The following is a 23,552-nucleotide window of genomic DNA, read 5'->3' on the forward strand; positions in this document are numbered from 1 at the left end:
GTCTTGGCTGGTTCAAATTTAATTGACTTATCTATTATAGCACAGTTTCTAGGAACTTGTCTCAAATTTTTATTCGGTTTTATCGAAAAATCGTTTTCATGGCGTAATCCATCAACTCTGCTTCTAGTTCAAGCGTTTTCGTCACTCGGAGCTGGCTGACCTGGAGAGTGGTTTTGGTGTCCTCATAGCGGAGCACCACAGGGTAATCCCCAGGATAGGCCTGCAAAATCTGCCAGACCGCCTGGTCGTGGTCATGGTTGGCCAGCTGAATCCAGAATTTCTCCGAAACGGGCTTGGCCAGCTGATTGAGCACCATCTGCAAACTGCCATTTCTCTCCTGAATCCGGCCAGTCATCAGGTAAATCTGACCTTCCTCCAGCTGGTCCTTGTGGTGTTGGTAGGTCTCAGGAAAGAGGGTGACGTCACATTTTTTCTTGGTGTCGGTCACGGTCAGAAAGGCCATGAGTTCCCCCTTGGTCTTGGTCCGAATGGTCCGAATCCCCTGTAACTGCACTAAAATCGTGGTCTGACTGCCCTCCACCAAATCCGCCAGCGGGGTAAAATTCCCCTGCTCCTGCTTGGCCAAACTGACCAGAGGGTGGGGACTGAGGCCGACACCTAGCAGGTCAACTTCCAGCTGGTATTTTTCCGCAGGGGTGTAATCATCCGCTGGCAACCAGCTGTAAGCCGAATCCGCAAAGAGGCTGCCCAGTTCGTTGACAAAGGTAAAGAGGTGGTCCAGGTTGACCCCAATCTTTCTGCGGTTGGGTTCAAACTGGTCAAAGAGGCCGATGTGGATCAGCGGCAGCAAGATCTCCGCCTTCTGGTACTTGACGGGCAGCTTGGTCAGGAAATCCTCCACCCCAGAAAAAGGCCTGTTCTCAATTACCCAGTAAGACAGGTCTCGGGGAACCGCCCGTAGGTTGTGCAGACCCAACGTGATGCCCTGCTCGGCTATTTTATCCAAAAAAGGCACCGTGTTGAGGGACAGTCTCCTGAGGGCAAAGCCCGCCTCCAGGGCGTCCGTGATGTAGTCGGGGCTGGAGTAGTTGAGCATGACGTCGTAGAAGACGTCAGGGTAGTGGGCCTTGAAGTAGGCCAGCTGGAAGGCCAGGGCCGAGTAGGCATAGGCGTGGCTGCGGTTGAAGCCATAGCCTGCGAACTTGGCCATCATGGCGTAGAGTTTTTTGGCCGTCTCCAGGTTCCGGCCCAAGGCTTGCGCGCCAGATAGGAAATCGTCCTCCATCTTTTTCATCTCTGCCATGTCTTTTTTGGACATGGCTCGCCGCAGCAAATCGGCACGGCCCAGGCTAAAACCGCCATAGACCTGGGCAATCTGCATGACCTGCTCCTGATAGAGCATAATCCCGTAGGTCGGAGCCAGAATCGGGGCCACCAGGTCATCAATCAGGTCAACAGGCTCCTGGCCGTACTTGCGTTTGATGAAATTGTCGATGTAGTCGCTGGCCCCCGGCCGGTTAAGGCTGGTTGTGGCCACCACTTCTTCAAACTTGGACGGCTTGACCCGCTTGAGCAGGTTGATGGCCCCTGCCTGTTCAAACTGGAAAATGCCCTTGGTGCGGCCGCTGGCAAAGAGCTTGAGGGTCTCAGGGTCTTCGAGGTCAATAGACTTGATGTCGATAACCTTGCCATAATCGGCCGCCACCTTCTCAGCCATTTTTTGAACGAAGGTCAGATTTCGGAGGCCCAGGAAGTCCATTTTCAGAAGACCGTTGGCCTCGACAGCTGGGGCGTCATACTGGGTGATCAGCATGTCCTCGCCAGCCTTGACAGGAATGTGCTGGGTCAGGTCATCATCGCTCATGACAATCCCTGCGGCGTGGATGGAAGTCTGCCTTGGCTGACCCTCAATCCGCTTGGCAATGGCAAAGGCCTGTTCGTACTCAGGCTTGCTTTTAATCAGCTGGCGGAAGGACAGGTTCTTCTCGTAGGCCGAACTAAGCGTGTCCTTGAAGCCGATTTTCTTGGTGATCTTGGTCAGCTCATACTCAGGCGTGCCGAAGCGTTTGAAAACGTCCCGAATGGCCTGCTTGGCCCCAAAGGTTGAGAAGGTGACAATCTGGGCCGAATGGTTGCTGCCGTAGCGGTCACGAACATAATGGAGAAACTCGCTCCGATAGATGTCTGGTAGGTCAATGTCAATATCGGGCATGCTGTACCGCTCACGGTTGAGAAACCGTTCAAAGAGCAGGTTGTTGGCCACGGGGTCAATACCTGTGATGTCCAGAGCATAGGCCACTAGACTGCCTGCGGCAGATCCCCGTCCCATACCCATATAGTAGCCCCGACTGCGACCGAACCGCAAGAGGTCCCAGACAATCAGAAAATAATCGTCAAAACCCATGTCGTGGATAACGGTCAACTCCTCTGTCAGTCGCCCTTGGTAGGCTGCTTGCCAAAGGTTCTTGTCCTTGAGGCCCTTTTCGGCCCGCTCCCGCAGTTCTTCAACGGCTGGCCGTTCTCGGTTAAACCGCGGCAGTTTCAGGTCGGTGTCAAACTCATAGCGGACGCCCGCCACCAGCTCAGCCAGGTTGGCCAAGCTCTCTGGGAACCGCTCCCTGAACCGCTCAGCCATTTCCCCCGCCGGAAAAAGAGCCTGACCCTGGGCAGGCTCCGGCGTGTCCCTTAGGGCCTGGTTGTCCCGAATGGCGTGGAGGACCCTCAGGGTTTGGGTGTCTTCTGGGGTGAAATACCTGGCGGTCTGCAAGGGGATGACGGGCTGGGGATAGGCCACTTGCGGGCTGTCCAGACTAACGCCGATGTAATGGGGCTGCGCTAACGCCACCCGCTCCGCCCAGGCAGCAGGCACCACCACCGCCAAGTCCTGACCATAGTCCACCAAATTCCAATCCTCGCCCATCATGACCTGGCTGGAAATCTTGAGCAAGTCTCGGTAACCTTGACCATTCTTGGCAATCAGGTAGAGGGGGCAAGACCCCTCCTCCAGTTCATAAGCCACCTCCAGCCCCAAAATTGGCTGCAAGCCAGCTTTCTGGGCCAGACGGATAAACTGATAGGCCCCGTAGAGGTTATCCCTGTCCATGATGCCCAGGTACTGGTAACCCAGGCTCTTGCCCCGCTCCACATAGGCCTGCAGGTCAATCACACTATCCATAAATGAATACACCGTCTTGGTGTCTAGCTGAGCAAACATGGCCGCCCTCCTTTTTCTTACTATTATAGCACGAATCCCCTGACAGGGCTGACTTTTTTCTTTCAGCTAGGCATGTCACTTGACAAAATCCCTTTTCTGCTATATTATCTAAATAGTACAATTAAAAAATGAACTCATAGAAAGGATGTGAGACTTATGGCTTGGACCTTTGATGAAAAATCACCCATCTATGCACAGATTATGCAACACATCAAGATGAAAATCGTCTCCTACGAGATTAAGAGTGGCGAACAGTTGCCGACTGTCCGTGATTTTGCTGAGGAGGCTGGGGTCAATCCCAACACCATGCAACGGGCCTTTACCGAATTGGAACGGGAAGGCATGGTCTTCTCAAGACGGACAGCTGGTCGTTATGTGACCGAGGATCAGGAGCTGATTGCTCAAAAACGCCACGAATTGGCCCAGGACGAAGTGACCAACTTTGTCAATAAGATGTTGGCCATCGGCTTCAACCAGGACGATTTGGTGACCGAACTGACCGACTACCTAAAAGGGGCTTAATAGGAAACAGTTTTCATGGCTAACTGGAGCCTTGCCTTAACTGACCTAGCGTCAGTTCTTCTGAGCCTGACCAAACTGTCTCAGGGCAAAAAGCTCCTGGCTCTGACTTGGGCCTTTCTAGCCCTGACCCGCTTCGTCACGCGCCATCAACGCTAGCAGACCTACAAAGACTATTTGAACCAATAGGAGAACGATATGACCCACCTACTCCAACTCCACCACCTCAGTAAATCCTACAGCAAGCACCAGGCCCTCAAGGACCTGACCTTGACCATTGAACCCGGCAAAATCATCGGCCTCTTGGGCCCAAACGGCAGCGGCAAAACCACGCTGATTAAACTCATCAACGGCCTTTTGCAGCCGACCTCTGGCGAGATCCTCATTGCTGGCCAACGCCCTTCTGCAGCCACCAAGGCCCTGGTGTCCTACCTGCCCGACGCCACTTACCTGAGAGACAACATGAAGGTGTCTGACCTCTTGGATTTCTTCCAGGACTTTTACCCTGATTTTGACCATGGCAGAGCGATTACCCTGCTGGCCGATTTGGACATTGACCCGACCAGTATCTTGAAAAACCTATCAAAAGGGAACAAGGAAAAGGTCCAGCTGATTTTGGTCATGAGCCGTCAGGCCAAATTGTATGTTCTCGATGAACCCATCGGCGGGGTTGACCCAGCTGCCCGAGACTACATTCTCAGAACCATCATCAACAACTACAGCCCTGACAGTTCCGTTATCATCTCCACCCACCTGATTAGCGATGTGGAGCAGATTTTTGACGACGTTATTTTCATCAAAAAGGGCGAGTTGGTCTTGCAAGGCAACACCGATGACCTCCGTTTTGAACACGGCAAGTCCATCGACGCCCTCTTCAGAGACACCTTTAAGGTCTAGGAGGTTTTTATGTTTGGAAAACTACTCAAATACGAAATCAAAGCCGCTGGCAAGTGGTATGTCCTGCTCTATCTGGCCACCTTGCTTTTCTCAGCAATTTTCGGCCTGGGCATGAAGGTCATGTTCGGTTCAACCTATGCGACCATTGAATATGCCAATAACCGACCACTATCTACCCTGGCAAGCCTGAGCCTAACCTTTGTCATGTTTGTCATCTTTGCCTTAATCATCGCCCTTAACATCTCCACTTTCTTCCTAATCATCAACCGTTTTTACAAGAATGTCTATGGCCGTGAAGGTTACCTAACCATGACCCTGCCGGTGACCAGTCACCAGATTATCTTGTCAAAACTGACCGCAGCCGCCATCTGGGGGAGCCTCAGTTTCCTGACCTCCATTGCTAGCTTCTTCATTTTCCTATCACCAAGTTTTGACTTCAATCATGTGATGACAGAACTGCCAATCTACATCAAGATGGCCAACAACTATGTGCCGCTTTCCTTGGTCTTTCTTGCCAGCATTGCCAACACCTTTTCGGGAATTCTCCTGACCTATTTGGCTATTTCCATCGGCCAGCTCTTCCAAAACCGTCGTGGACTCATGGGCTGCGTGGCCTACTTTGTCATCTATGTCCTACTCAGTTTCATAGTCACCTTTATCACACCTGAAATGGCTTATTCAAAACTCTTCGGTCCAGACCACTTCATCCTTATCCTAATCACGTCTATCTTCGAAATCATCATCTGCTACTTTGCCACCCATTACATCATGACCAAGCATTTGAACATTCAATAAGTCAAATCCCCGTTGCCTTTAGTTTAGCAACGGGGATTTTTTTATAGGCGAACTCCAAGAGCAATCCGAGCGTAGCGGCTCATCCGCTCAACCGACCAAGCTGGGTACCAAACCAGCTTAACCTCGGACTCGGTCACCTCTGGCACGGTTTTGAGAACATCGTACATCTGATCCGTAATCAAGTCCGCCAAAGGGCAGCCCATGGTGGTCAGGCTGATGTCAATTTCAGCTCGGCCATTTTGCTCAAAACGAATCTCATAAACCAAGCCCAGGTTGACAATGTCAATGCCAAGCTCAGGGTCGATAACCTCTTCCATGGCCTGCAAGATGCGGGTCTTGATGTCGTCGATTTGCTCAGGGGTGTAGGTTTGTTCTGACATGATTTACCGTTCCTCCTTGTCTTCTAACTCTTTAATACGCTTGAGCAGGTCCTGCAGCTGGCCCTCTTTCAAGGCTGACCATAGCAGCCCCTCATGAAAACGTTCTAAACGCACAAGCCCAACCAAGACAGTCACCAGCTCCATCACGGACAGGTCTGTCTGCTCAAGCCTTTCAAAATCCTGTATGTTCTTATCCTTTAGAAGCCTTGGGTAATCAGCCACCTCTGGATAAGCCTGAACAAGATCACCAACAGCTTGGCGAAACTGCTCAACCACGGGCGAGTAAACAGGAAAACGATGATACTCACCAATCCAGTCGGTCTCCCCTTTGGGGCCAAACTGATTGAGATAGGCCGTCAAGGGTGAAAACAAGGCCATAATCCCTTCCTAATCAGTTTCTCTAGTCGGTTGTTAATAGTGAGGTGAGCGACTGGAGAAAGCCGTTCGAGTAATCTCGCTAGGCCTTCATCTTTGCGAGCGTGTCGCTAACGCACCACACCGAAAATCCGGTTCTTTACCAAAATTCTAGGTTCACTGCTCGCTATCTAGTTTTCAAGCTCTCACCTCAAACGTCCCTCGGACTAGTTCACCGATTGATTGCTCTTGGGACCAGAACTATCGAACCAGATGTCCGAGCAAGCTCGCCACGCCTTCTTATTTTCAAGCGTGGTGCTGACGAACCGCACCGAAAATCCGGTTCATTACCAAAATTCTAGGTTCACTGCTCGCTATCTAGTTTTCAAGCTCTCACCTCAAACGTCCCTCGGACTAGTTCACCGATTGATTGCTTTTGGGACCAGAACTATCGAACCAGATGTCCGAGCAAGCTCGCCACGCCTTCTTATTTTCAAGCGTGGCGCTGACGCACCGCACCAACAATCCCGTTCACTCTCCCATTTCTCGGGTCATCGCTGATAAGGTGACACTGCTCGCTCTCTAGTTTTCAAGCTCGCACCTAAAAACGTCCCCCGGACGTTTTTAGTCCTCAATAAAGTCTCTCAACTGCTTGCTGCGGCTTGGGTGGCGGAGTTTGCGGAGGGCCTTGGCCTCAATCTGGCGAATCCGCTCACGGGTCACGTTAAAGACCTTACCCACATCTTCCAAGGTCCGCATCTTGCCATCGTCCAGACCAAAACGCAGACGGAGCACGTTCTCCTCACGGTCGGTCAGGGTGTCCAGGACTTCGTCCAATTGCTCCCGCAGGACCACACGAGTGGTGTAATCAACTGGGTTTTCGATTACTTCATCTTCGATGAAGTCACCCAAGTGGCTATCATCTTCCTCACCAATCGGTGTTTCCAAGGAAACTGGCTCCTGGGCAATCTTGAGGATTTCACGCACCTTGTCAGGGGTCATGTCCATCCGCTCTGCAATCTGTTCAGGGGTCGGCTCGGTACCCAACTCCTGCAAGAGGTTACGTTGCTCACGAACCAGCTTGTTGATGGTTTCCACCATGTGAACTGGGATACGGATGGTACGAGCCTGGTCGGCGATGGCACGGGTAATGGCCTGACGAATCCACCAAGTCGCATAAGTCGAAAACTTAAATCCCTTGGCATAGTCAAATTTATCAACCGCCTTCATCAGCCCCATGTTCCCTTCCTGAATCAGGTCCAGGAACTGCATGCCACGGCCCACATAACGCTTGGCGATAGAGACAACCAAACGTAAGTTAGCCTCAGCCAAACGCTGCTTGGCTTCTAAGTTGCCTTCCGCTACCAAGAGAGCCAATTCTTTCTCCTCATCGTTGGTCAAGAGCGGCACCACACCGATTTCCTTGAGGTACATGCGGACAGGATCGTTGACCTTAGCCGAGTTCGAGCCCATCAGTTCCTCGTCGCTCAGTTCCTCTGGTTGGACTTCAGCAATCATGTAAGTGGTTGACGGGTTACCTTCCTTGTCCGTGATGGCCAAACCACCGTCAGTCAACCGAGTCAACAGGTCGTCAATCTGATCTGCATCCAGCCCAAAGGGGATAACCAACTGATCGGTCACCATATCGTCAACAACCGTTCCCGCTTGCTTGTGCTTACGGATAAATTCGGCTACTTGAACATTAAAAGTTGAAATGTCTGTCGTCTTTGTCATAGGGTCTCCTATTCTAATTGTCTTTTTTGGGCAATAAGGGCAGCCAGAGCTTCTTCTGCTCCAGAAATATCACCAAGTTGACTGTGTTCGCGAATGGCTTTCTGGTGGTGTGTCATGACCTGTTGGCTCAAATAGCGGTCCCGCCACCTGAGCAAGTCCTCCCACTCCCCATCAACCATGTCTTGAGGGAAATTCTCTGCTAAAACAGCATAGTAAGCCTTGTTCACATGTTCAGATAAGTGAGACAGGGTCTGGGGACTAAGGTCGCCATCTCGTTTCAGCACCTGAAACAACTCATCTAACTCTTGAGTGACAAAGGAAAACGCCTCTAGCTGGTTGAGAAGGGCCTCATTGGTCAATAAACGGTAAAAGAGTTGCCGTTCACACCGCAAGAGCCCACCTGATTGGTGGGATAACTGGGGCAAGACCTGCCAGGATGGCGGCGGGGCCTGAGGGGCCTCCTGACCCCTTGCCTGCCACCGCAGGCGATCAACCGCCTGCTCCACCATGAAATAATCAAAATCAGGGAGTCGATCCGCCACCAGCTGGCTATAGGTCTGCTGGGCGGTAATAGACGGCTCCTTAGCAATCAACTGAGCCATCTGGTCCACATAGGCAATCTGGGCTTGCAGGTTATCCAAGTTTCTAGGCAAGTAATAGCTGGCGTAAAATTCCACCTTGCTGATGCGAGCCTGGGTCAGAAAGCTGGCCAGAGCTTCTGGTGAATGGTTTTGCAGGTAGTCATCAGGGTCCATCTGGTCAGGAAAACGGACGATGTCCACCTGAAACTGAGCCAAGAGGTCCAGAGACTTAGCAATGGCATTCTGACCAGCGGCATCCCCATCATAGGTTAAAATCAGCTTAGAAGCGTATTTCTTTAGCTGCTTGGTGTGGTCAGGGGTTAGGGCCGTTCCCATGGTGGCCACGGCATTGGTAATCCCAGCCCGATAGGCCGCAATCACATCCATGAACCCTTCCATCAGGTAGAGCTCTTTAGTCTTTTTAGCCACGCTCTTGGCCTTGTCTAGGTGGTAAAGCTCTGCCGACTTGTTAAAAATCGGGGTAGAACGGGTGTTCTTGTACTTGGCCTGCTGGTCCGCTCCGCCATTGTCCCGCCAAATCCGCCCAGAAAAGCCAATGGTTCGGCCACTATCATCCAGGAGTGGAAACATGATCCGGTCCTTGAAGGTGTCAAAAAAGCGGTTGGAGTCACTGAGGTTAAAGAGGCCTGAGTTGGTCAAGGCATCCGCCTCGTACTTGGGTGACAGGCTCTGGTAGAGGTAGTCGGCCTCATCAGGTGCCAGTCCAATCTTGAAATAGGTCAGAACCTCGTCATCCAGACCCCGCTGGGCCAAGTAAGCCTTAGCAGCCTGGCCCTGGGTAGTGGTCATGAGGACAGCGTGGTAAAACTTGGCCGCATCTTGGTTGATGTCGTAGAGGACCTGGTTGGGGGATTGGGGCCTCGCCTGCTGCTGGGGAGCAATTCCCCCAACCTCGATGCCTGCCCGCTCAGCCAGGATGGTCGCCGCCTCCACGAAGGTGACCTGCTGGTAGTCCTCCAAGAACTTGAAGGCATCACCCGACTTGCCACAGCCGAAACAGTGGTAAAACTGCTTGTCTTCCACCACGTTAAAGGAGGGCGTTTTTTCTTTGTGAAATGGGCAGAGCCCAAGAAAATGCCGTCCCGCCTTGGTCAAAGGGGTTACTTCAGCGATGAGGTCAACGATGTTGATACTGGCCTTTATCTCAGCAATCTTATCTCGGTCAAGAGCCACCTCATCACCCCTTTCAGAAATTTTGGTTCACATTCCATTATAACATAGATAGGTAAAGAAGTAAAATAGTAGGGAGTAAGATGCACGCCGTACGCATGAAGAAAATGCATGCAACTATCTTTTTGAGTTACACGCATTTTTCAGAAATTACCTTGAAAACACCTCGTGTTCGGTACTATTCTATTCATCTCACGGAAATTATACCAAAATTTTCATCTAAAAAGTGCAACACTTCTCTGAAAAATTGTTTTCTTCATGCGTTTGTTCTAAGTAAGAGGAAAACCATCACATGAAATTAATTTTCATTGACTTTCAGAAAGTGATGGGAAAAATTAAATTTTGTGAGCATATTTGTTGCAAGCAGATGACAAAAACGTTATACTAGCCAAGTAATAAAATTTTAAAGGAGATTCTAAATCATCATGATTAAAGAATTAAAAGCTTTTTTGTTCAAGGGCGATGTCCTTAACCTTGCCGTAGCGGTTATCATCGCGGGTGCCTTCGGTGCTATTGTCACTTCATTTGTTGCTGACATCATCACTCCGCTCTTGCTTAACCCAGCTTTGAAAGCTGCTAACGTTGATAAGATTGCTGCACTATCTTGGAACGGTGTTGCTTATGGTAGCTTCTTGAGTGCTGTGATTAACTTCCTTGTTGTTGGTACTGTATTGTTCTTCGTTGTTAAGGCTGCTGAAAAAGCAATGCCTAAAAAAGTTGAAGAAGCTGCACCAGCTGGTCCAACTTCTGAAGAGCTTTTGGCTGAAATCCGCGACTTGTTGAAAAAATAAGTCTAACTAAACTCCCCAAATGGGGAGTTTTTTTGTTAGGCTTGACCTCAAGGCCATGACAAGATTAGCTTTTTGTATTATACTAGACCTATGAAAACCTACGAAATTCTTTTTGAAAAACTTTATCAACAAGATGACTTTGTCCGAGGTCAAGAGTTAGCTGACCAATTGGGCATCTCCCGAACCGCCATTTGGAAAGCCGTACAGGCCCTGGAACAACAGGGTCTGATTATCCAATCAATCAAGAAAAAAGGTTATAAGCTCCTAACGGGTGACCTCATAGTCCCAGAGCGACTAGCCCAAGAACTAGCTATCCCAGTCAGTTACAACCCATCTAGCAGCTCAACCCAGCTAGACGCTAAGGCTGGTCTAGAAACCGGTTTAACCGCTCCCCGCCTCTATCTGGCCCCAAATCAGACTGGAGCTAAAGGCCGTTTTGGCCGCTCCTTCTTCGCCTGCCCTCAGGGGGGCATCTACATGTCCCTCCACCTCCAACCCAACCTGCCCCATCCCGACCTGCCCGCCTACACCCTCATGGTCGCAGCCAGCCTGGTCAAGGCTATCGCCCATTTAACGGGCATCCAATGCCAGATTAAATGGGTCAATGACATCTACCTTGGGCAAAAAAAAATCGCCGGTATCTTGACCGAAGCGATAACAGCAATTGAAACGGGCCTGGTGACCGACATTATTATCGGGGTCGGCATCAATTTCCACATCAATGATTTTCCCGATGACCTCAAGGACAAGGCTGGTTCCCTCTTCCAAGAACAACCGACCATCCTTCGCCAGCAGCTAATTGCCGAAACCTGGCGACTCTTCTTCCAGACCCCCGAACCCGATTTAGTCCGCTACTATAAGGACTGGTCCCTGGTCTTAGGCCGTGAGATTTCCTTTTTGGAAAAAGGGCAAAGCTGCACAGCCAAGGTCCTGGACATCAGCGACAAGGGTGAACTGCTCATCGAATTCCCCTCAGGCCAGCAAGGCTATCTCAATAGTGGAGAAATCAGTCTTACTTCTTGGGACCTGACAAAAAACGGCTAAACCTGTCCACCAAATAAACACGATAGAGGTTTCTCACCAAAAGAACACCCCAAAAAAAGGCTAAAAGAGCTTGGTCTGCAAACAAGGCTTGACTAAAAAACAAGGTTTGAACAGCACAAATCAGTGCCATAATAAGAAACGATTTTATTGGCATACTCCTATTATAGCAAAAAGTCCTAGAAAAATCTTCTAGGACTTTCAGCTTACAAGGCCTTGGCCTCTGTTCGTTCAATCTTATCAACGGTTACCCCTTGAGCTTGAATCTTTTCTGTCAACAGGTCTAATTCATAATTGCCATCAATTTGAAACTCAATAACAACCTTACCTGACTTTCTTGTTGTCGAAATCACCCGTCTGATGTTGAGGTTTTCTTCAGCGATTACCTTGGTCACCTTCTCCATAATACCAACCGTATTGTCCACCAGAACACGAACACGCACCCCAGCTTCACCATAACCCGAAACCTCGAGGAAGGTCCGAAAAACGTCTCGGTCAGTGATAATCCCTGAAAGACGCTCCCCATCAGCAACAGGTAAGACACCAATCTTGTGCTTCATCATCACATAAATAGCGTCTTCTAAACTAGCATAGGGAGATACCGTCACCACATCCTTAATCATGACGTCCTTGACCTTAGTTTTGTTGAGCAAATAATTCATCTCGTAGATAGAAAGACTGGTCGCCTTGGATGGACTGGCCTCAGCAATGGTCTTTTCTGTCACAAGCCCAACCAAACGATCCTGATCAATAACAGGCAAGCGACGAAGCCCCTGCTCTTTCATGATGTCTGCCGTTCTAGCAATAGTCGTCTCTGGCGACACATAAACCACCTTCTGTGTCATAAAATCTTTAACAGCCATATAAACCTCCTTGTGGCTTTTTTTCTATTATACCATAATTTGCAAGTGTTTTCACTTGTTTTTGATATTTTTTTGAAAATAACACAGCAACTAAAAAACAGTTCCAAGGAACTGTTTCAAGTGCTAATCTCTATTTCCCATCAATCGCAAAATATTCAGGAAAAGGTTAATGAAGTTCAAGTAAAGGCTAAGAGCTAGGGAAATCACCCACCCATCACCAACGCGGCCACCCGTTTGCAGGTAAACCTGCTTAATGCGTTGGTTGTCATAGGCGATAATGCCTGAAAAAAGAACAACTGAGACAAGGCTCAACAACAAACTCAGGGCTGAACTTCTCAAAAAGAAATTAACCAAACCTGCAATCACCAACCCCATCAAGGCCCCCATCAGGGCTTTTCTAAAGCCTGACAGGTCTTTTTTAGTGACTTGGCCCCAAATCGCCATGGCAAAGAAAAGTCCAGCAGCGGAAAGAAAAGCTGCCAAAACACTGGTTTTAGTGTAATAGGCCAGGGTAAAGCTCATGGTAAAGCCGTTAAGAGCTGAATAGCCTAGAAACATCGGAAAAGCCACAGGACTATTTTTGGCCGCAGCTGTAGAAGCAGCGACCACCAGGCCAACTTCAATTAGCCAAAGGGCCCAGATGACAACTCGGCCACCTTGTAAAATCGCAATCATCTGCGATTGAAAAACGGTCAGCATGAGACCAGCCACTAGACCTGATAACAGCAGGCCAAGGCCAACCAGGCCATAGATTTTTGCATAAAAAGTTGTCAAACCCACCTGGGCTCGATTGGTAAGTGATGTCATCTGTATTCTCCTTTTCTTCTTCAGAGGTTTCCCTCCCTGTGGTAAACTAGCCTATTTTCCAAGGAAGAGGCTAAATTAAGTAAAACAATACAATGCCTGCCGCCACAGCCACGTTGAGGCTTTCGGCCTGACCTGGCATGGTGATGTGAACCAAGTGGTCTGCCAGCTCTGCCATTTCCACAGAAATACCAGCTCCCTCGTTGCCCATGACTAAGGCGAAGTGGGGGAGTTTGGGGAGGGCACGGTAGTCCACCGAGGTCTTGGACAGGGTTGTGGCAAGGACAGGGACCGCCAGGTTTTTGAGGGCCAGAACCAGCTGGTCCTTGGCCAAGCGGTAAACCGGCAGGTGGAAATGGCTACCCTGCATGGCCCTGAGGGTCTTGGCGTTATAGATGTCGGCCGTCTGCTGGGTCAACAAGACCCCGTCCAAACCAGCCGCATCCGCTGTCCGAATCATGGTGCCCACATTACCAGGATCCTGAACATCCTCCAGGACCAGGTAACGACCAGGCGAAAGCTGGCTCAGGTCCTGATTGGGGAGGGCAATCTGGGTCACAATCCCTTGGGGCGATGGGCTGTCTGCCAAGTCCTTCAATACCTCTGGGCTGACCAAGACCAGCTCGGTCCCTTGGTCAAGCTTGTCCGCCTCATCTGCCACCACAAAAACCCGTTCAATAACCGCACCAGCTGCTCTAGCCTCCTCGTAAAGGTGCCAGCCCTCAATCAGGTAAGATTGGGTACGGTATTTTTTTTGATGAAGTTTTTTGGTGTTTTTGATGAGATTATTGGCTTTTGAGGTTATAATAGTCATAGAAACATTATAACAGAACTGGCCTAGAATGCAAAAAATAGGCTGAAAAATTGGAGGTTCTCATGAAAAAAGTGCGTTTGGTGGTCTCTGGTCGGGTTCAAGGGGTTGGTTTTCGCTATGCCGTCCAAGCCCTGGCTTGGGAGCTGGGTGGCCTATACGGCAGGGTCTGGAACAATGACGACGGCACCGTGGAAATCCTGGCCCAGTCTGATGACAGCCAGCTCATGGCCCGCTTTATCCAAGAAATCAGAAAAGGCCCCTCCCCCTTTGCCAGGGTGAGCTATGTCGATGTCACCATGGTTGCTTTTTCAGATTATAAGGATTTCCGCGTCAGCTATTAAAAAATCAGCCTCCAGAACTATTGAGAAATTTCTCAAAAAAGGGTAGAATAGATAGGTATCACTAAAAGGTAAAGGAAAAATCATCTTGAAAAAAAATCGTCTCCTACTCTCTGGGCTTGGGCTCAGTCTCCTCCTCTTTCTCTCTGGTTGTGTTCGCACAAAAAATGGTGTCCCTACCCGTGATGACTTTGAGTGGATTTACTTGGTGGAACCTATGGCAAAGGTTATCCGCCACTTCGCCATTGACAAGGCTCTAGGCTTTGGTTTAGCCATCGTCATTGTGACCATCCTGGTTCGCTTATTCATCATCATGCCACTCGGTTTGTACCAATCCTGGCAGGCCACTTACCAGGCTGAAAAACGCAACTACTTCAAGCACATTCTGGACCCGCTCAACAAGCGATTGCGTGAAGCTGAAACCAGCGAAGAAAAGATGGCCATCCAAACTGAAATCATGGCTGCCAACAAGCATTACGGCCTCAGCCTCTTTGGCGGTATGGGCTGTTTGCCAATCTTGATTCAGATGCCATTCTTCTCTGCCCTCTTTTACGCTGCACGTTATACGGATGGTATTGCAGGCACCAGCTTCCTTTGGTTCCGTTTGGATAAACCTGACTTGATTCTCACAGGGATCATCGTTGCACTCTACTTCTTGCAATCCCACCTGTCATTAGCAACCGTCCCTGAGGAGCAAAAAGACCAGATGAAGAGCATGATGTACATCACACCGCTGACGATGGTCATATTCGGTTTTGCCTCACCCGCAGGTGTGCTTCTCTACTGGCTTGTCGGTGGTATCTTTGCCATCATCCAACAGTTGATGACCACTTATATCCTCAAACCAAAACTCAAGGCCAAGGTGGCTGAGGAATACCGCCTCAACCCACCAAAACCTTACCGTCCACAGGCGGCAACTGGCCAGCCCAAAGACGTCACAGCAAGTAGCAAAACAAGCCCAATCACAAAAGCCATCAGCGACAACAATAAAAAACGTAACGCTGGTAAACAAAACCGTTAAGCTTTACCCCTTAAATCATCTCTGATTTAACACAAAAAACTGCTAATGAATCATCTGACGGTACGATACCGCAGATGATTCTTTTATTTTACAAAGAGAGCCTTCCTGAAAAAGAATTGTCGCCAGATTTTTCAAAAATATAAAGCGACCTCTTATAAAAAAGCAAGTTTTATCAACTGTCACCCCTTATGACGGAGAGGCAACTGACCTTTGTAAGATGACCTTTGCCTCTTCAAAATAGGGAAGAAATGGACCAGCATTAAAGACATCTTCCCCGTAACTTAAGAATCGCTCACCAGCTTCAACTGATGATAGGGGTTGTCAACGACTATTGCCCAAGAAAGGTAAAACACTTCCCTTCAATCACATGTTATTCATTTTTGATCAAGGCCTTTCGTTAGTAGCCTAGCGGGCAACATAAAGGGCAGATCCCATTTGGAATCTGCCTCTTTATCTTACTTCGTTTTGGTTACTTTAAGGATTTCCACTTCATAGCTGCCTGTCGGCGAATCAATCGTCGCCTTATCACCAGCTTTTTTACCAATCAAGGCCTGAGCCATCGGGCTTTCGTTAGAAATTTTACCCGCTAAAACATCTGCGGCAGCCGAACCCACAATTGCATATTTCTCCTTGGTCTTTTGACCAACTTCACGGATTTCAACGGTTTTACCAATGGCCACTTCGTCCTTGGCAATCGCATCACTATCGATGATTTCCGCATAACGAATTTGCGTTTCCAGGGTTGAAATTTGGCCTTCAACAAAGGCTTGTTCATCTTTAGCCGCATCATATTCACTGTTTTCTGACAAGTCACCATAAGAACGGGCAATTTTCAGCCGTTCGATAACTTCTGGACGACGCACCAAAATCAGTTCTTCAAGCTCTTTTTCCAGCTGAATTTTTTCAGCTAAAGTCATAGGATAGGTTTTTTCTGCCATAGTTTTCTCTTTTCTATTATTATCAAAAGGAAACACGGTACCGAAGCACCATGTTTACCAATTAGTCTAGGTGGCTGTTGACATACTTCTCAACGTTGCTGTTGTGTTCTTCAAAGGTATCTGCATAGTAAACGGCACCTGTGGTAACATCGGCAACAAAATAGAGGTAGTTTGTTTTGGCTGGTTCAATGCTGGCCTCAATGGCTGAAAGACTTGGGCTATCAACGGGACCAGGGGTCAAACCAGGGTTCACATAAATGTTGTAAGGAGAATCAATCGTTGTGTCAATACCTGCGTCCTCAGCCAGTGTGGTCTTATCGCCCAACTTATCCATGGCATAAAGGATGGCAATGTTACTTTGCAATGGCATGTCAATGGCCAAACGGTTATAGAAAACGCTGGCGATCTGACGACGGTCATCGTCAGTCTGACCTTCTTTTTCAACCAAGGATGCCAGACTGAGCACGTCATTAACCGTCATGCCCCGCTCTGCAATTTGCCCATAGTAAGGTGACAAGCGACCGTCCATGGCTGACAACATCTCCTCAACCAAACCTTCTAGCGTGGTTGTCTCATAGTAAGCGTAGGTTGCTGGGAAAAGGTAACCTTCCAATCGGTACTTGACCGCACCTGCATCAGGTAGGCTGGACAGGAGGTTAGGGTACTTGGCAACCATACGCTCGATAAATTCAGGTTTCTGCACCAAGGCGAGGAAATCCTCTTCCTTAAATGGGGTTTTATCCGTCTTATCTTCAGTGGCACCGTTACTGGTGACCACCTTGGCAATCTGCGTCAAGGTGTAGCCTTCTGGAATGACAATCTTACCAAGTGCTGGCAGGACTGGTTCTGGAGTGCCTCCTTCTTGGAGGAGTTTGGAAATATCATCCAGCGACATGCTCTTTTGGAAATTGTAATAACCACTCTGGAAACCAGTGTAGTTTTTGAACTTGGTGTAATAGTTGAAGACGATACCACTCTTAATAACACCGGCTTCTTCCAGCACTTGACCAATCAGCCTGTTGCCAGACCCTTCTGGGATTTCCACTTGAATAAATTCGGTTGCTTGTTTATCCAATGGCTTGACAGCACTTGAGACATAGAAGAGCCCCAGACCGCCAACCGCCAAAATCAGAAAGAGGAGAATGGAGGCAACAACGAGCGATAATTTTTTAGCCAAACGGTTTTTCTTCGCTTTCTTTCCAAGACCGATCGCTGCGGTTGCTCTCGGTGGCAGGTAAACATCGTCCTCGTCGTCATCACTCAACAGAGGCTGGTTAACCTGAGTTTCTTCTTCTGGCTCAGTGATAAGAGCAGAAAGAGGTTCTGGTTGAGTAGGTTCTTCTACTGATGGTTCTGACACAGCAATCTGCGAAACAACTTCTTCTGGCTCCACAAGCGGCTCATGCTCTTCGACTACAATCGTTTCTGGTTGGGACACCATTGCCACTGGCTCTTGCAATGTCACCTCCGCAAGGGGCAGTTCTTCAGCAACTTCTTGAACCGTTTCTTGAGCTTGACGAGCTGCCAGGATTTCCTGGGTCAGTCGTGCTTTTTCGGCCAAACGCTCTTGCTCCAAGACGGCCTGCTCAGCCACATAGGCTTCATATTCAGCCTGACGGCGAGCTTCTTCCTCTTGACGAGCCAATTCGGCCAACTGAGCTTGGCGTTCTGCCTCAAGGCGAGCAGTTTCTTCACGGGCTTGACGAACAGCTTCCGCAGCAGCTTCTTCTTGTCGCTTAGCTTCTTCCGCCATCAGACGAGCCTGACGCTCCATTTCTAAACGTTCAGCCTCTGCACGTGCAGCTTCTTCACGAGCTAGGCGTAAGGCCGCTTCAGCCTCAGCCTGCTTTCGCTCCATTTCTGCTTTCAGCTCTTCCTGACGAAGGCGTTCTTCTTCGGCCAATCTCCGGACGCGTGCAAGACTGGCAGCCTCCAAATCAGCTAAAATCTTTTCCTTAAAATTAGTTTTTTGGTGAGCTTTTCCTGTCTCATCATCCTTAAAGATGTCTTTCAAAGCTGAACCTCCTTGTCTCTATCTCTCGTCATTATACCTTAATTGTTCCTAAAAAGCAAGAAACATCTAAGACTAAGCCTTTAGACTACTGATTATTAATGGTCAGACGTGACAAGAGTTCCTCAAATGCATGCTCATAAGTCTGAATATCCCCTGCTCCCATAAAGACAAAGACCGCATTATTGTGATCCAAGAGCGGAGAAACATTATCGACCGTTACCACTTGGGCTGGTTTAGCAATCCGTGCCGCCAAATCCTCAACTTTTACCTCACCCTTATCTGCTTCGCGAGCCGAACCATAAATTTCTGCCAAATAAACACTATCAGCGTCATTTAAGGCTGCTGCAAATTCATCCAAGAGGGCGATGGTACGGGTAAAGGTGTGGGGTTGGAAAATCGCAACGATTTCCTTACTTGGGTACTTCTGACGTGCCGCATCCAGGGTGGCAATAATCTCAGTTGGGTGGTGGGCAAAATCATCAATCAAAATCGTGTCGTTGATGATTTTTTCTGTAAAGCGACGCTTCACGCCTGGGAAGGTCTTCATGTGCTCCCGAACCAGCTCCATATCAAAACCAGCGACATAGAGGTTACCGATAACGGCCAAGGCGTTGAGGATATTGTGCTTGCCATAGGCTGGCATATGGAAAACGCCTAAATCCAAATCCCTATGCAGAACACGGAAATCTGACCCACCTGTTGTCCGCACCAAATCCACCGCACGGAAATCATCGCTTTCCTCAAAACCGTAGTAATAAATCGGGGCGTTGGCGGTGATGTTTTTCAGATAAGGATCCTCACCATAGAGAAAGAGGCCTTTTTCAACCTGTTTGGCATAATCGTTAAAAGCATCAAAAACGTCGTCCACGCTCGTGAAATAATCTGGGTGGTCAAAATCAATATTGGTAATAATTGAATATTGAGGGTAGTAAGGGGCAAAATGACGCTCGTACTCATCCGATTCGAAGACGAAATACTGCCCCTTAGCTGAACCGCGACCTGTGCCATCACCAATCAAGTAGCTGGTGTCCGTGATGTTTTTCATGATGTGTGACAACAAACCTGTCGTTGACGTCTTACCGTGGGCACCTGCGACACCAAAACTGATGAAATCTCGCATGAAGTCCCCCAAAAACTCATGGTATCGCTTGAAAGGAATGCCCTTATCCAAGAGGTAACGCAATTCAGGGTTGGTTTTATCACCTGTCTCATCGATCACTTCTTTGAAGGCATTGCCAACAATGACTTCAGCCCCTTCTGGCACATGCTCACCTGAAAATGAGAAAATCGGCACACCAGCCAAATCCAGCTCACGCTGGGTGAAATAATATTTCGTGTCGTCACTTCCTTGCACCTGATGGCCCATCTGATGGAGCATCAGTGCCAAGGCACTCATCCCTGAACCTTTAATTCCTGTAAAATGATAGGTTTTTGTCATCATATCTCCTCTAATTGTTGTCCTCTAGGGCTGATAGGTTGAGCTCCTGAGCAATTTGTCTTTCTTTCTTACGTTGGTTATCCTTATAGTTATAAACTTGACTTTGCTTGAGAAAATCAAAGTTTTGCTTCTGCTGCCCCTTGGTTGAGGGGTTGGCTGGTTGCTGATAGGTCTTTGGCAAATCAACCAGGATATAATCGGTCTGTTCCAAAACTTTAGCATAACTGCTCCAGTTGGTCTCGCCAGGCTCTTTATCCGTTGCAGGGCGTTGGCTAACTGGTTCTACCTCGATGGGACGGGCTGGAAGTGCCTTTGACGACCGCTTTTTCTCAGGAAGCACCAGGGCCTGACGTTTCTTTTTCACATCAGCACGGGCTTCATGTCGCAACCGTTCCCGCTGCGACGGGGCAGCAAGTGGTTGGGGAGCTGACGGCTCTACCTTTGACCGAACCTCCTCGGCCTTTACTGTCCCATAGGTCTTATCGCGATAATCCCCACGGATATTGACAATCAAATCCTCATTGTCATAGAGGGTCATCTGCCTTGGGTGAGTAATGACTGGCTCATCATCTGCAATCAATGGAAATCGTTTCAGCTGTTTTTCCATGACGAATGCTCCTTTCTTTCCAACACTTCATTATACCTTAAAAACTGATTTTTTTCAAAAGGTCAGCCTAAGAAATCCCTAAAATTTCCTTGAAATCATCAAGGGTTAGGCTTGTTTTCAAACCGTCCCCTTCCAAAACATCTTTTATCAGGTGACGTTTCTTTTCTTGCAAGAGCAAGATTTTTTCCTCGATACTCCCTTTTGTAATCAAACGATAAACTTGGACAACCTTCTCTTGCCCCATACGATGGGCCCTGCTGATAGCTTGCATCTCAACGGCAGGATTCCACCATAGGTCAACCAAAATCACCGTGTCTGCTCCCGTTAGGTTGAGCCCAACGCCTCCCGCCTTGAGGGACATGAGAAAGGCATCACGACTCCCCTTATTGAAGGCTTTGGTCAATTGCTGACGCTGGGCAACGGGGGTTGCCCCAGTAATCAGGTAACTGGATAAACCTTGACCGGCCAGCTCCTCCTCAATCAAACTCAGCATACCTGTAAACTGAGAAAAAATCAGTGGGCGATGACCGTTGTCTTTCAATTGCTGAATCAATTCACTCAGACCTTGGAGTTTGCCACTCTCGCCGTCATAGGGCATAAAGAGACCTGGAGTATTGCAAATCTGACGCAAGCGTGTAATTCCTGATAGGAACTCAATTTTCTGTCGCGAAAATGCCTCAGGACTGGTCGCTCTAACCTGTTGACTAAGCTGCTCCAACTGTGCCAAGTAAATGGCTTTTTGATCCTTGGTCATCTCATTATGGTAGGTCATCTCAGTCACCTCGGGAAGTTCGGTCAAGACCTCCTCTTTTTTCCGCCTTAAAACAAAGGGCTTGATGATTTTAGCCACCTCTTTTGACGTCAGCTGGTTAAACTGATTCTTGCTGACAAAAAGACCTGGTAAGACAATTTGGAAGATGGACCAGATTTCCAACAAGCGGTTCTCAATCGGTGTACCAGACAGGGCAAAACAACGGTTCACTTCAAAGTCCCGCAAGGCTTGAGCAATCTTGGTCTGGCTGTTTTTCAAAACCTGAGCTTCATCTAAAATCAGCAGGTCATAGCCTCCGGTTTGATAGGTGTCCAAGTCTTGACGGAAACTGTGGTAAGACGTTACTGTTACCTGCTGGTCTTGGGCAAGCAAGGTCTCTCTCTGGGACTTATTGCCCTGAACCACACAAACCTTGGCTTGGGGATAAAATTTGGCAAATTCATCCTGCCAGTTATAGATCAGGCTGGACGGGGCCAAGACCAGGGCCCGTTTTCCAGATGCCAAATGGCCTGATAAAAAGCTAATGGCCTGTAAGGTCTTACCAAGGCCCATATCATCTGCTAAAATCCCTCCAAAGCCATAATGATCTAAGACAGATAACCACTGAACCCCTTGTTTTTGGTAGCCCCTCAAGGTTGCCTGGACGGGTAACTCTCCCAGTTCAAATCGCTCTGGCTGGGACAGATAAGCAAGCATCTCTTCTAATTCAGCTGAAACCATCGCCTGATCGTAGTCCGACAAGGCTTCTTTGACTTGGAGACTGGCCAAATTGGTCAGTTGGTAGCGGCCATGGTCAACCTGCTTTGCCCTCAGGGCTTCAAGTGTCTTAGAAATCCGTTTCACCTCGTCATCAAAGACCATTAGCTGGCCAGACTTGGTGATGAAATAGGCCTCTTGCTGGCGTAAGCTGGTCAAGGCACGGTGGATGTCTTCCTGGTCCAAACTTGAAAAATCAAAATTGACCTCCAGAAGCCCACCAACCTGAGACAAGTGAATTCGTGGTCGCTCCTGACCTTTTAGACGAGCCATCGCTTCGCTGAGTTCTACTGAACCAAATGCCCTTAGCTGCGGTAGCCCATTTTCAAAAAAATCATAGAGGGCTGCTCCCTCTGGTTGGGGACGGCTAACCTTGAAGCCCGACGAAAAACCTAAGCGGGCCAGAAGATTATCCAGTTGCTTCTTCTTGCGAGGGTTGCTCACAAAGGGCAGGTGGTCAAAGTCTTCCGGGCTGGTCACTACCTGCTGACCGTAATCGAGGCTGACCTGTAAGTCTAATCGGCCTGTTGGACTAACATCTAGTGCGAAGGACACCTCAAAATCCACCTGCTCAAAAGCCTTTGGAGCAAGGACTGGCCCAAGCTGAGCAAAATCAGCCAAGCGTTCGGCCAAGTCCCCCTGATCATCAAGGTGCAGGCTTAACTCCCGTTCCTTGTCCGAGTTCAAAGGTAGGGTTTGAATGGCTTTGACCAGAGCTAACTGTTGGTCAGATAGGGAGTAAAACACCCCTGCTTTATAGAGGTAGCGGTAATCAAACAAGGCCTGTTTGAACCCCTCACGAATCCGCAAACGAATCCCATCAAGGTCCACCTCAACCTGAAAGACAAAGAGGCCACTATCGCTCGTCAGCGGCTGAGTCGAAAACTGGGTGAGTTCCTGTCCCAGATTCAAGCTAAGGCTTGACTCAGGCAAGGCTTGAATGAGACGGATTCCCTCCTCAAAGAAACCTGCTGGCAAAAACAAGCGGCGGCCATTGTCAGGAAAAAAGACTGGACTACCACTTGAGGCCATTTTCTCCAGAAAGGCCAAAAACACCTGACTAGCCTGGTCAAAAAAGGTGGCAGCTAGGGGTTCGTAGTAATTTTTCCCAATCTGATAGGAGCCCTGTTGCTGGTAGAGAGCCAGAAAGCCAAGAATATCACGAACAATGTAATGTCTAGTGTCTGGCAGTCGACGAATTCGTAAGGTCCAGACCAATTGTGAACTATAAAAATGCCGTTCCCCCACCACAGACAGCTGGTACTTGACGTCTCCGTCCTCAATACGGTTTAAGCCAGCTAAAAATTTCCTCGCAAAAAGTTGGTCTTCCCTCAGTTGCTGGACAGGAACATCCTCAGGTGGAGCTGGTGGCGTGATGGGCCGACCGTGTTTAACCAAATGTTCTGCCCCAGCCACATGTTGACAATACCCCTTACTAACAAAGACCTCACACGAACAGGTTCCCAGTCCATCTTCAAGGTCATAGGTCACCTCTTGATCCGCCACTTGCAACTGCAAGATGTTGCCACTTTCTGTCGTCACAGAAACCTGACCAGACTTAAACAGGCTGATGCCCTCATTACGGATCCGCCCTGGAATTAATCTTGCCATGCTCCCTCCAATTTCTTCAGATTACTAAAAGTTTATTATATCATAGATGATAAATTTTTTCTCACATCTCTCCTGTTTTTTGACAAAAATAGCCCCTTCTTTCCACAAAATAAGAAAT

The 23,552-nt window shown here is 48.7% G+C and carries 22 protein-coding genes; 8 read left to right on the plus strand and 14 right to left on the minus strand.

The genetic code is table 11. The features are described 5' to 3' along the window. Positions 1-79 precede the first annotated feature (79 nt). Positions 80-3,175: a DNA polymerase III subunit alpha gene (locus AC3ARB_RS06865; protein WP_488319835.1), complete on the minus strand. Its 3,096-nt coding sequence runs from the start codon at positions 3,173-3,175 to the stop codon at positions 80-82. Positions 3,176-3,331: 156 nt separating this feature from the next. Here AC3ARB_RS06865 and AC3ARB_RS06870 point away from each other — a divergent pair, with 156 nt between their 5' ends. Genes AC3ARB_RS06870 through AC3ARB_RS06885 form a run of 4 tightly spaced genes read left to right on the plus strand, consistent with a single transcriptional unit; the run spans position 3,332 to position 5,386 of the window. Next, positions 3,332-3,697: a GntR family transcriptional regulator gene (locus tag AC3ARB_RS06870; protein ID WP_488319836.1), complete on the plus strand. Its 366-nt coding sequence runs from the start codon at positions 3,332-3,334 to the stop codon at positions 3,695-3,697. A 15-nt stretch (positions 3,698-3,712) separates the two neighbouring features. Next, positions 3,713-3,853, plus strand: a complete 141-nt coding sequence (locus tag AC3ARB_RS06875) for a hypothetical protein (protein ID WP_488319837.1) — start codon at positions 3,713-3,715, stop codon at positions 3,851-3,853. A 39-nt stretch (positions 3,854-3,892) separates the two neighbouring features. Continuing rightward, a complete protein-coding gene (locus tag AC3ARB_RS06880; protein ID WP_488319838.1) occupies positions 3,893-4,591 on the plus strand; it encodes an ABC transporter ATP-binding protein in 699 nt (232 codons plus the stop codon). 9 nt (positions 4,592-4,600) lie between these two features. Further along, positions 4,601-5,386, plus strand: coding sequence for an ABC transporter permease (locus tag AC3ARB_RS06885; protein ID WP_488319839.1), 786 nt, complete (start codon positions 4,601-4,603; stop codon positions 5,384-5,386). Positions 5,387-5,427: 41 nt separating this feature from the next. Here the strand turns inward: AC3ARB_RS06885 and AC3ARB_RS06890 are convergent, their stop codons facing one another. The 4 genes from AC3ARB_RS06890 to dnaG all read right to left on the minus strand — a co-directional run bounded on the left by AC3ARB_RS06890 (position 5,428) and on the right by dnaG (position 9,629). Beyond that, positions 5,428-5,766 carry a metal-sulfur cluster assembly factor gene (locus tag AC3ARB_RS06890; RefSeq protein WP_488319840.1) on the minus strand — a complete coding sequence of 113 codons (339 nt, stop codon included), beginning with the start codon at positions 5,764-5,766 and terminating at the stop codon, positions 5,428-5,430. A 3-nt stretch (positions 5,767-5,769) separates the two neighbouring features. Further along, positions 5,770-6,144, minus strand: coding sequence for a DUF6508 domain-containing protein (locus AC3ARB_RS06895; protein WP_488319841.1), 375 nt, complete (start codon positions 6,142-6,144; stop codon positions 5,770-5,772). 600 nt (positions 6,145-6,744) lie between these two features. Further along, a complete protein-coding gene (gene rpoD, locus AC3ARB_RS06900) occupies positions 6,745-7,854 on the minus strand; it encodes an RNA polymerase sigma factor RpoD (protein WP_488319842.1) in 1,110 nt (369 codons plus the stop codon). An 8-nt stretch (positions 7,855-7,862) separates the two neighbouring features. Further along, entirely contained in the window at positions 7,863-9,629 is a 1,767-nt protein-coding gene (gene dnaG, locus AC3ARB_RS06905) for a DNA primase (RefSeq protein ID WP_488319843.1), read from the minus strand. A 422-nt stretch (positions 9,630-10,051) separates the two neighbouring features. Here dnaG and mscL point away from each other — a divergent pair, with 422 nt between their 5' ends. Together mscL and birA are read left to right on the plus strand one after the other, a co-directional pair. Next, positions 10,052-10,417, plus strand: a complete 366-nt coding sequence (gene mscL, locus AC3ARB_RS06910) for a large conductance mechanosensitive channel protein MscL (RefSeq protein WP_488319844.1) — start codon at positions 10,052-10,054, stop codon at positions 10,415-10,417. Positions 10,418-10,507: 90 nt separating this feature from the next. Continuing rightward, positions 10,508-11,461, plus strand: a complete 954-nt coding sequence (birA, locus tag AC3ARB_RS06915; RefSeq protein WP_488319845.1) for a bifunctional biotin--[acetyl-CoA-carboxylase] ligase/biotin operon repressor BirA — start codon at positions 10,508-10,510, stop codon at positions 11,459-11,461. On the opposite strand, the gene AC3ARB_RS06920 is transcribed toward birA, so the two are convergent. From AC3ARB_RS06920 to AC3ARB_RS06935, 4 genes are all read right to left on the minus strand, one after another. Beyond that, positions 11,430-11,615 (minus strand): DUF3272 family protein, encoded by a 186-nt coding sequence (locus AC3ARB_RS06920; RefSeq protein ID WP_488319846.1) that lies wholly within the window; start codon positions 11,613-11,615, stop codon positions 11,430-11,432. The two genes, birA and AC3ARB_RS06920, sit on opposite strands and share 32 nt — an antisense overlap. 49 nt (positions 11,616-11,664) lie before the next feature. Further along, on the minus strand, positions 11,665-12,321 hold the full coding sequence (locus AC3ARB_RS06925; RefSeq protein ID WP_488319847.1) for a CBS domain-containing protein: 657 nt from the start codon (positions 12,319-12,321) through the stop codon (positions 11,665-11,667). Between the two features lie 123 nt (positions 12,322-12,444). Further along, complete coding sequence (locus tag AC3ARB_RS06930; protein WP_488319848.1) at positions 12,445-13,128, minus strand: Bax inhibitor-1/YccA family protein; 684 nt, start codon at positions 13,126-13,128, stop codon at positions 12,445-12,447. 70 nt (positions 13,129-13,198) lie between these two features. After that, the gene (locus AC3ARB_RS06935) at positions 13,199-13,939 is read right to left on the minus strand and encodes a TrmH family RNA methyltransferase (protein WP_488319849.1); all 741 of its coding nucleotides are present in this window, start codon (positions 13,937-13,939) and stop codon (positions 13,199-13,201) included. Positions 13,940-14,001: 62 nt separating this feature from the next. Between AC3ARB_RS06935 and AC3ARB_RS06940 the strand changes: the two genes are divergently transcribed. Then, positions 14,002-14,280: an acylphosphatase gene (locus AC3ARB_RS06940; RefSeq protein ID WP_488319850.1), complete on the plus strand. Its 279-nt coding sequence runs from the start codon at positions 14,002-14,004 to the stop codon at positions 14,278-14,280. 85 nt (positions 14,281-14,365) lie between these two features. After that, positions 14,366-15,298: a membrane protein insertase YidC gene (gene yidC, locus AC3ARB_RS06945; protein ID WP_488319851.1), complete on the plus strand. Its 933-nt coding sequence runs from the start codon at positions 14,366-14,368 to the stop codon at positions 15,296-15,298. Positions 15,299-15,753: 455 nt separating this feature from the next. Here the strand turns inward: yidC and greA are convergent, their stop codons facing one another. The 5 genes from greA to AC3ARB_RS06970 form a co-directional block, all read right to left on the minus strand. Further along, entirely contained in the window at positions 15,754-16,236 is a 483-nt protein-coding gene (gene greA, locus AC3ARB_RS06950; protein WP_488319852.1) for a transcription elongation factor GreA, read from the minus strand. Positions 16,237-16,297: 61 nt separating this feature from the next. Continuing rightward, positions 16,298-18,250: an endolytic transglycosylase MltG gene (mltG, locus tag AC3ARB_RS06955; RefSeq protein ID WP_488319853.1), complete on the minus strand. Its 1,953-nt coding sequence runs from the start codon at positions 18,248-18,250 to the stop codon at positions 16,298-16,300. 85 nt (positions 18,251-18,335) lie between these two features. After that, positions 18,336-19,688: a UDP-N-acetylmuramate--L-alanine ligase gene (gene murC, locus AC3ARB_RS06960; protein ID WP_488319854.1), complete on the minus strand. Its 1,353-nt coding sequence runs from the start codon at positions 19,686-19,688 to the stop codon at positions 18,336-18,338. 10 nt (positions 19,689-19,698) lie between these two features. After that, the gene (gene zapJ / locus AC3ARB_RS06965; protein ID WP_488319855.1) at positions 19,699-20,295 is read right to left on the minus strand and encodes a divisome accessory protein ZapJ; all 597 of its coding nucleotides are present in this window, start codon (positions 20,293-20,295) and stop codon (positions 19,699-19,701) included. Between the two features lie 67 nt (positions 20,296-20,362). Next, positions 20,363-23,434, minus strand: a complete 3,072-nt coding sequence (locus tag AC3ARB_RS06970; RefSeq protein WP_488319856.1) for a pilus expression-regulating Snf2 family helicase — start codon at positions 23,432-23,434, stop codon at positions 20,363-20,365. Positions 23,435-23,552: the final 118 nt, after the last annotated feature.

The organism is Streptococcus sp. ZY171113 (assembly GCF_057748235.1).

Bases quoted from the DNA above. Each gene is read 5' to 3' on its own strand.
- AC3ARB_RS06865 (WP_488319835.1), bottom strand. From the start codon at position 3,175: ATGTTTGCTCAGCTAGACACCAAGACGGTGTATTCATTTATGGATAGT.
- AC3ARB_RS06870 (WP_488319836.1), top strand. From the start codon at position 3,332: ATGGCTTGGACCTTTGATGAAAAATCACCCATCTATGCACAGATTATG.
- AC3ARB_RS06875 (WP_488319837.1), top strand. From the start codon at position 3,713: ATGGCTAACTGGAGCCTTGCCTTAACTGACCTAGCGTCAGTTCTTCTG.
- AC3ARB_RS06880 (WP_488319838.1), top strand. From the start codon at position 3,893: ATGACCCACCTACTCCAACTCCACCACCTCAGTAAATCCTACAGCAAG.
- AC3ARB_RS06885 (WP_488319839.1), top strand. From the start codon at position 4,601: ATGTTTGGAAAACTACTCAAATACGAAATCAAAGCCGCTGGCAAGTGG.
- AC3ARB_RS06890 (WP_488319840.1), bottom strand. From the start codon at position 5,766: ATGTCAGAACAAACCTACACCCCTGAGCAAATCGACGACATCAAGACC.
- AC3ARB_RS06895 (WP_488319841.1), bottom strand. From the start codon at position 6,144: ATGGCCTTGTTTTCACCCTTGACGGCCTATCTCAATCAGTTTGGCCCC.
- rpoD (WP_488319842.1), bottom strand. From the start codon at position 7,854: ATGACAAAGACGACAGACATTTCAACTTTTAATGTTCAAGTAGCCGAA.
- mscL (WP_488319844.1), top strand. From the start codon at position 10,052: ATGATTAAAGAATTAAAAGCTTTTTTGTTCAAGGGCGATGTCCTTAAC.
- birA (WP_488319845.1), top strand. From the start codon at position 10,508: ATGAAAACCTACGAAATTCTTTTTGAAAAACTTTATCAACAAGATGAC.
- AC3ARB_RS06920 (WP_488319846.1), bottom strand. From the start codon at position 11,615: ATGCCAATAAAATCGTTTCTTATTATGGCACTGATTTGTGCTGTTCAA.
- AC3ARB_RS06925 (WP_488319847.1), bottom strand. From the start codon at position 12,321: ATGGCTGTTAAAGATTTTATGACACAGAAGGTGGTTTATGTGTCGCCA.
- AC3ARB_RS06930 (WP_488319848.1), bottom strand. From the start codon at position 13,128: ATGACATCACTTACCAATCGAGCCCAGGTGGGTTTGACAACTTTTTAT.
- AC3ARB_RS06935 (WP_488319849.1), bottom strand. From the start codon at position 13,939: ATGACTATTATAACCTCAAAAGCCAATAATCTCATCAAAAACACCAAA.
- AC3ARB_RS06940 (WP_488319850.1), top strand. From the start codon at position 14,002: ATGAAAAAAGTGCGTTTGGTGGTCTCTGGTCGGGTTCAAGGGGTTGGT.
- greA (WP_488319852.1), bottom strand. From the start codon at position 16,236: ATGGCAGAAAAAACCTATCCTATGACTTTAGCTGAAAAAATTCAGCTG.
- murC (WP_488319854.1), bottom strand. From the start codon at position 19,688: ATGACAAAAACCTATCATTTTACAGGAATTAAAGGTTCAGGGATGAGT.
- zapJ (WP_488319855.1), bottom strand. From the start codon at position 20,295: ATGGAAAAACAGCTGAAACGATTTCCATTGATTGCAGATGATGAGCCA.
- AC3ARB_RS06970 (WP_488319856.1), bottom strand. From the start codon at position 23,434: ATGGCAAGATTAATTCCAGGGCGGATCCGTAATGAGGGCATCAGCCTG.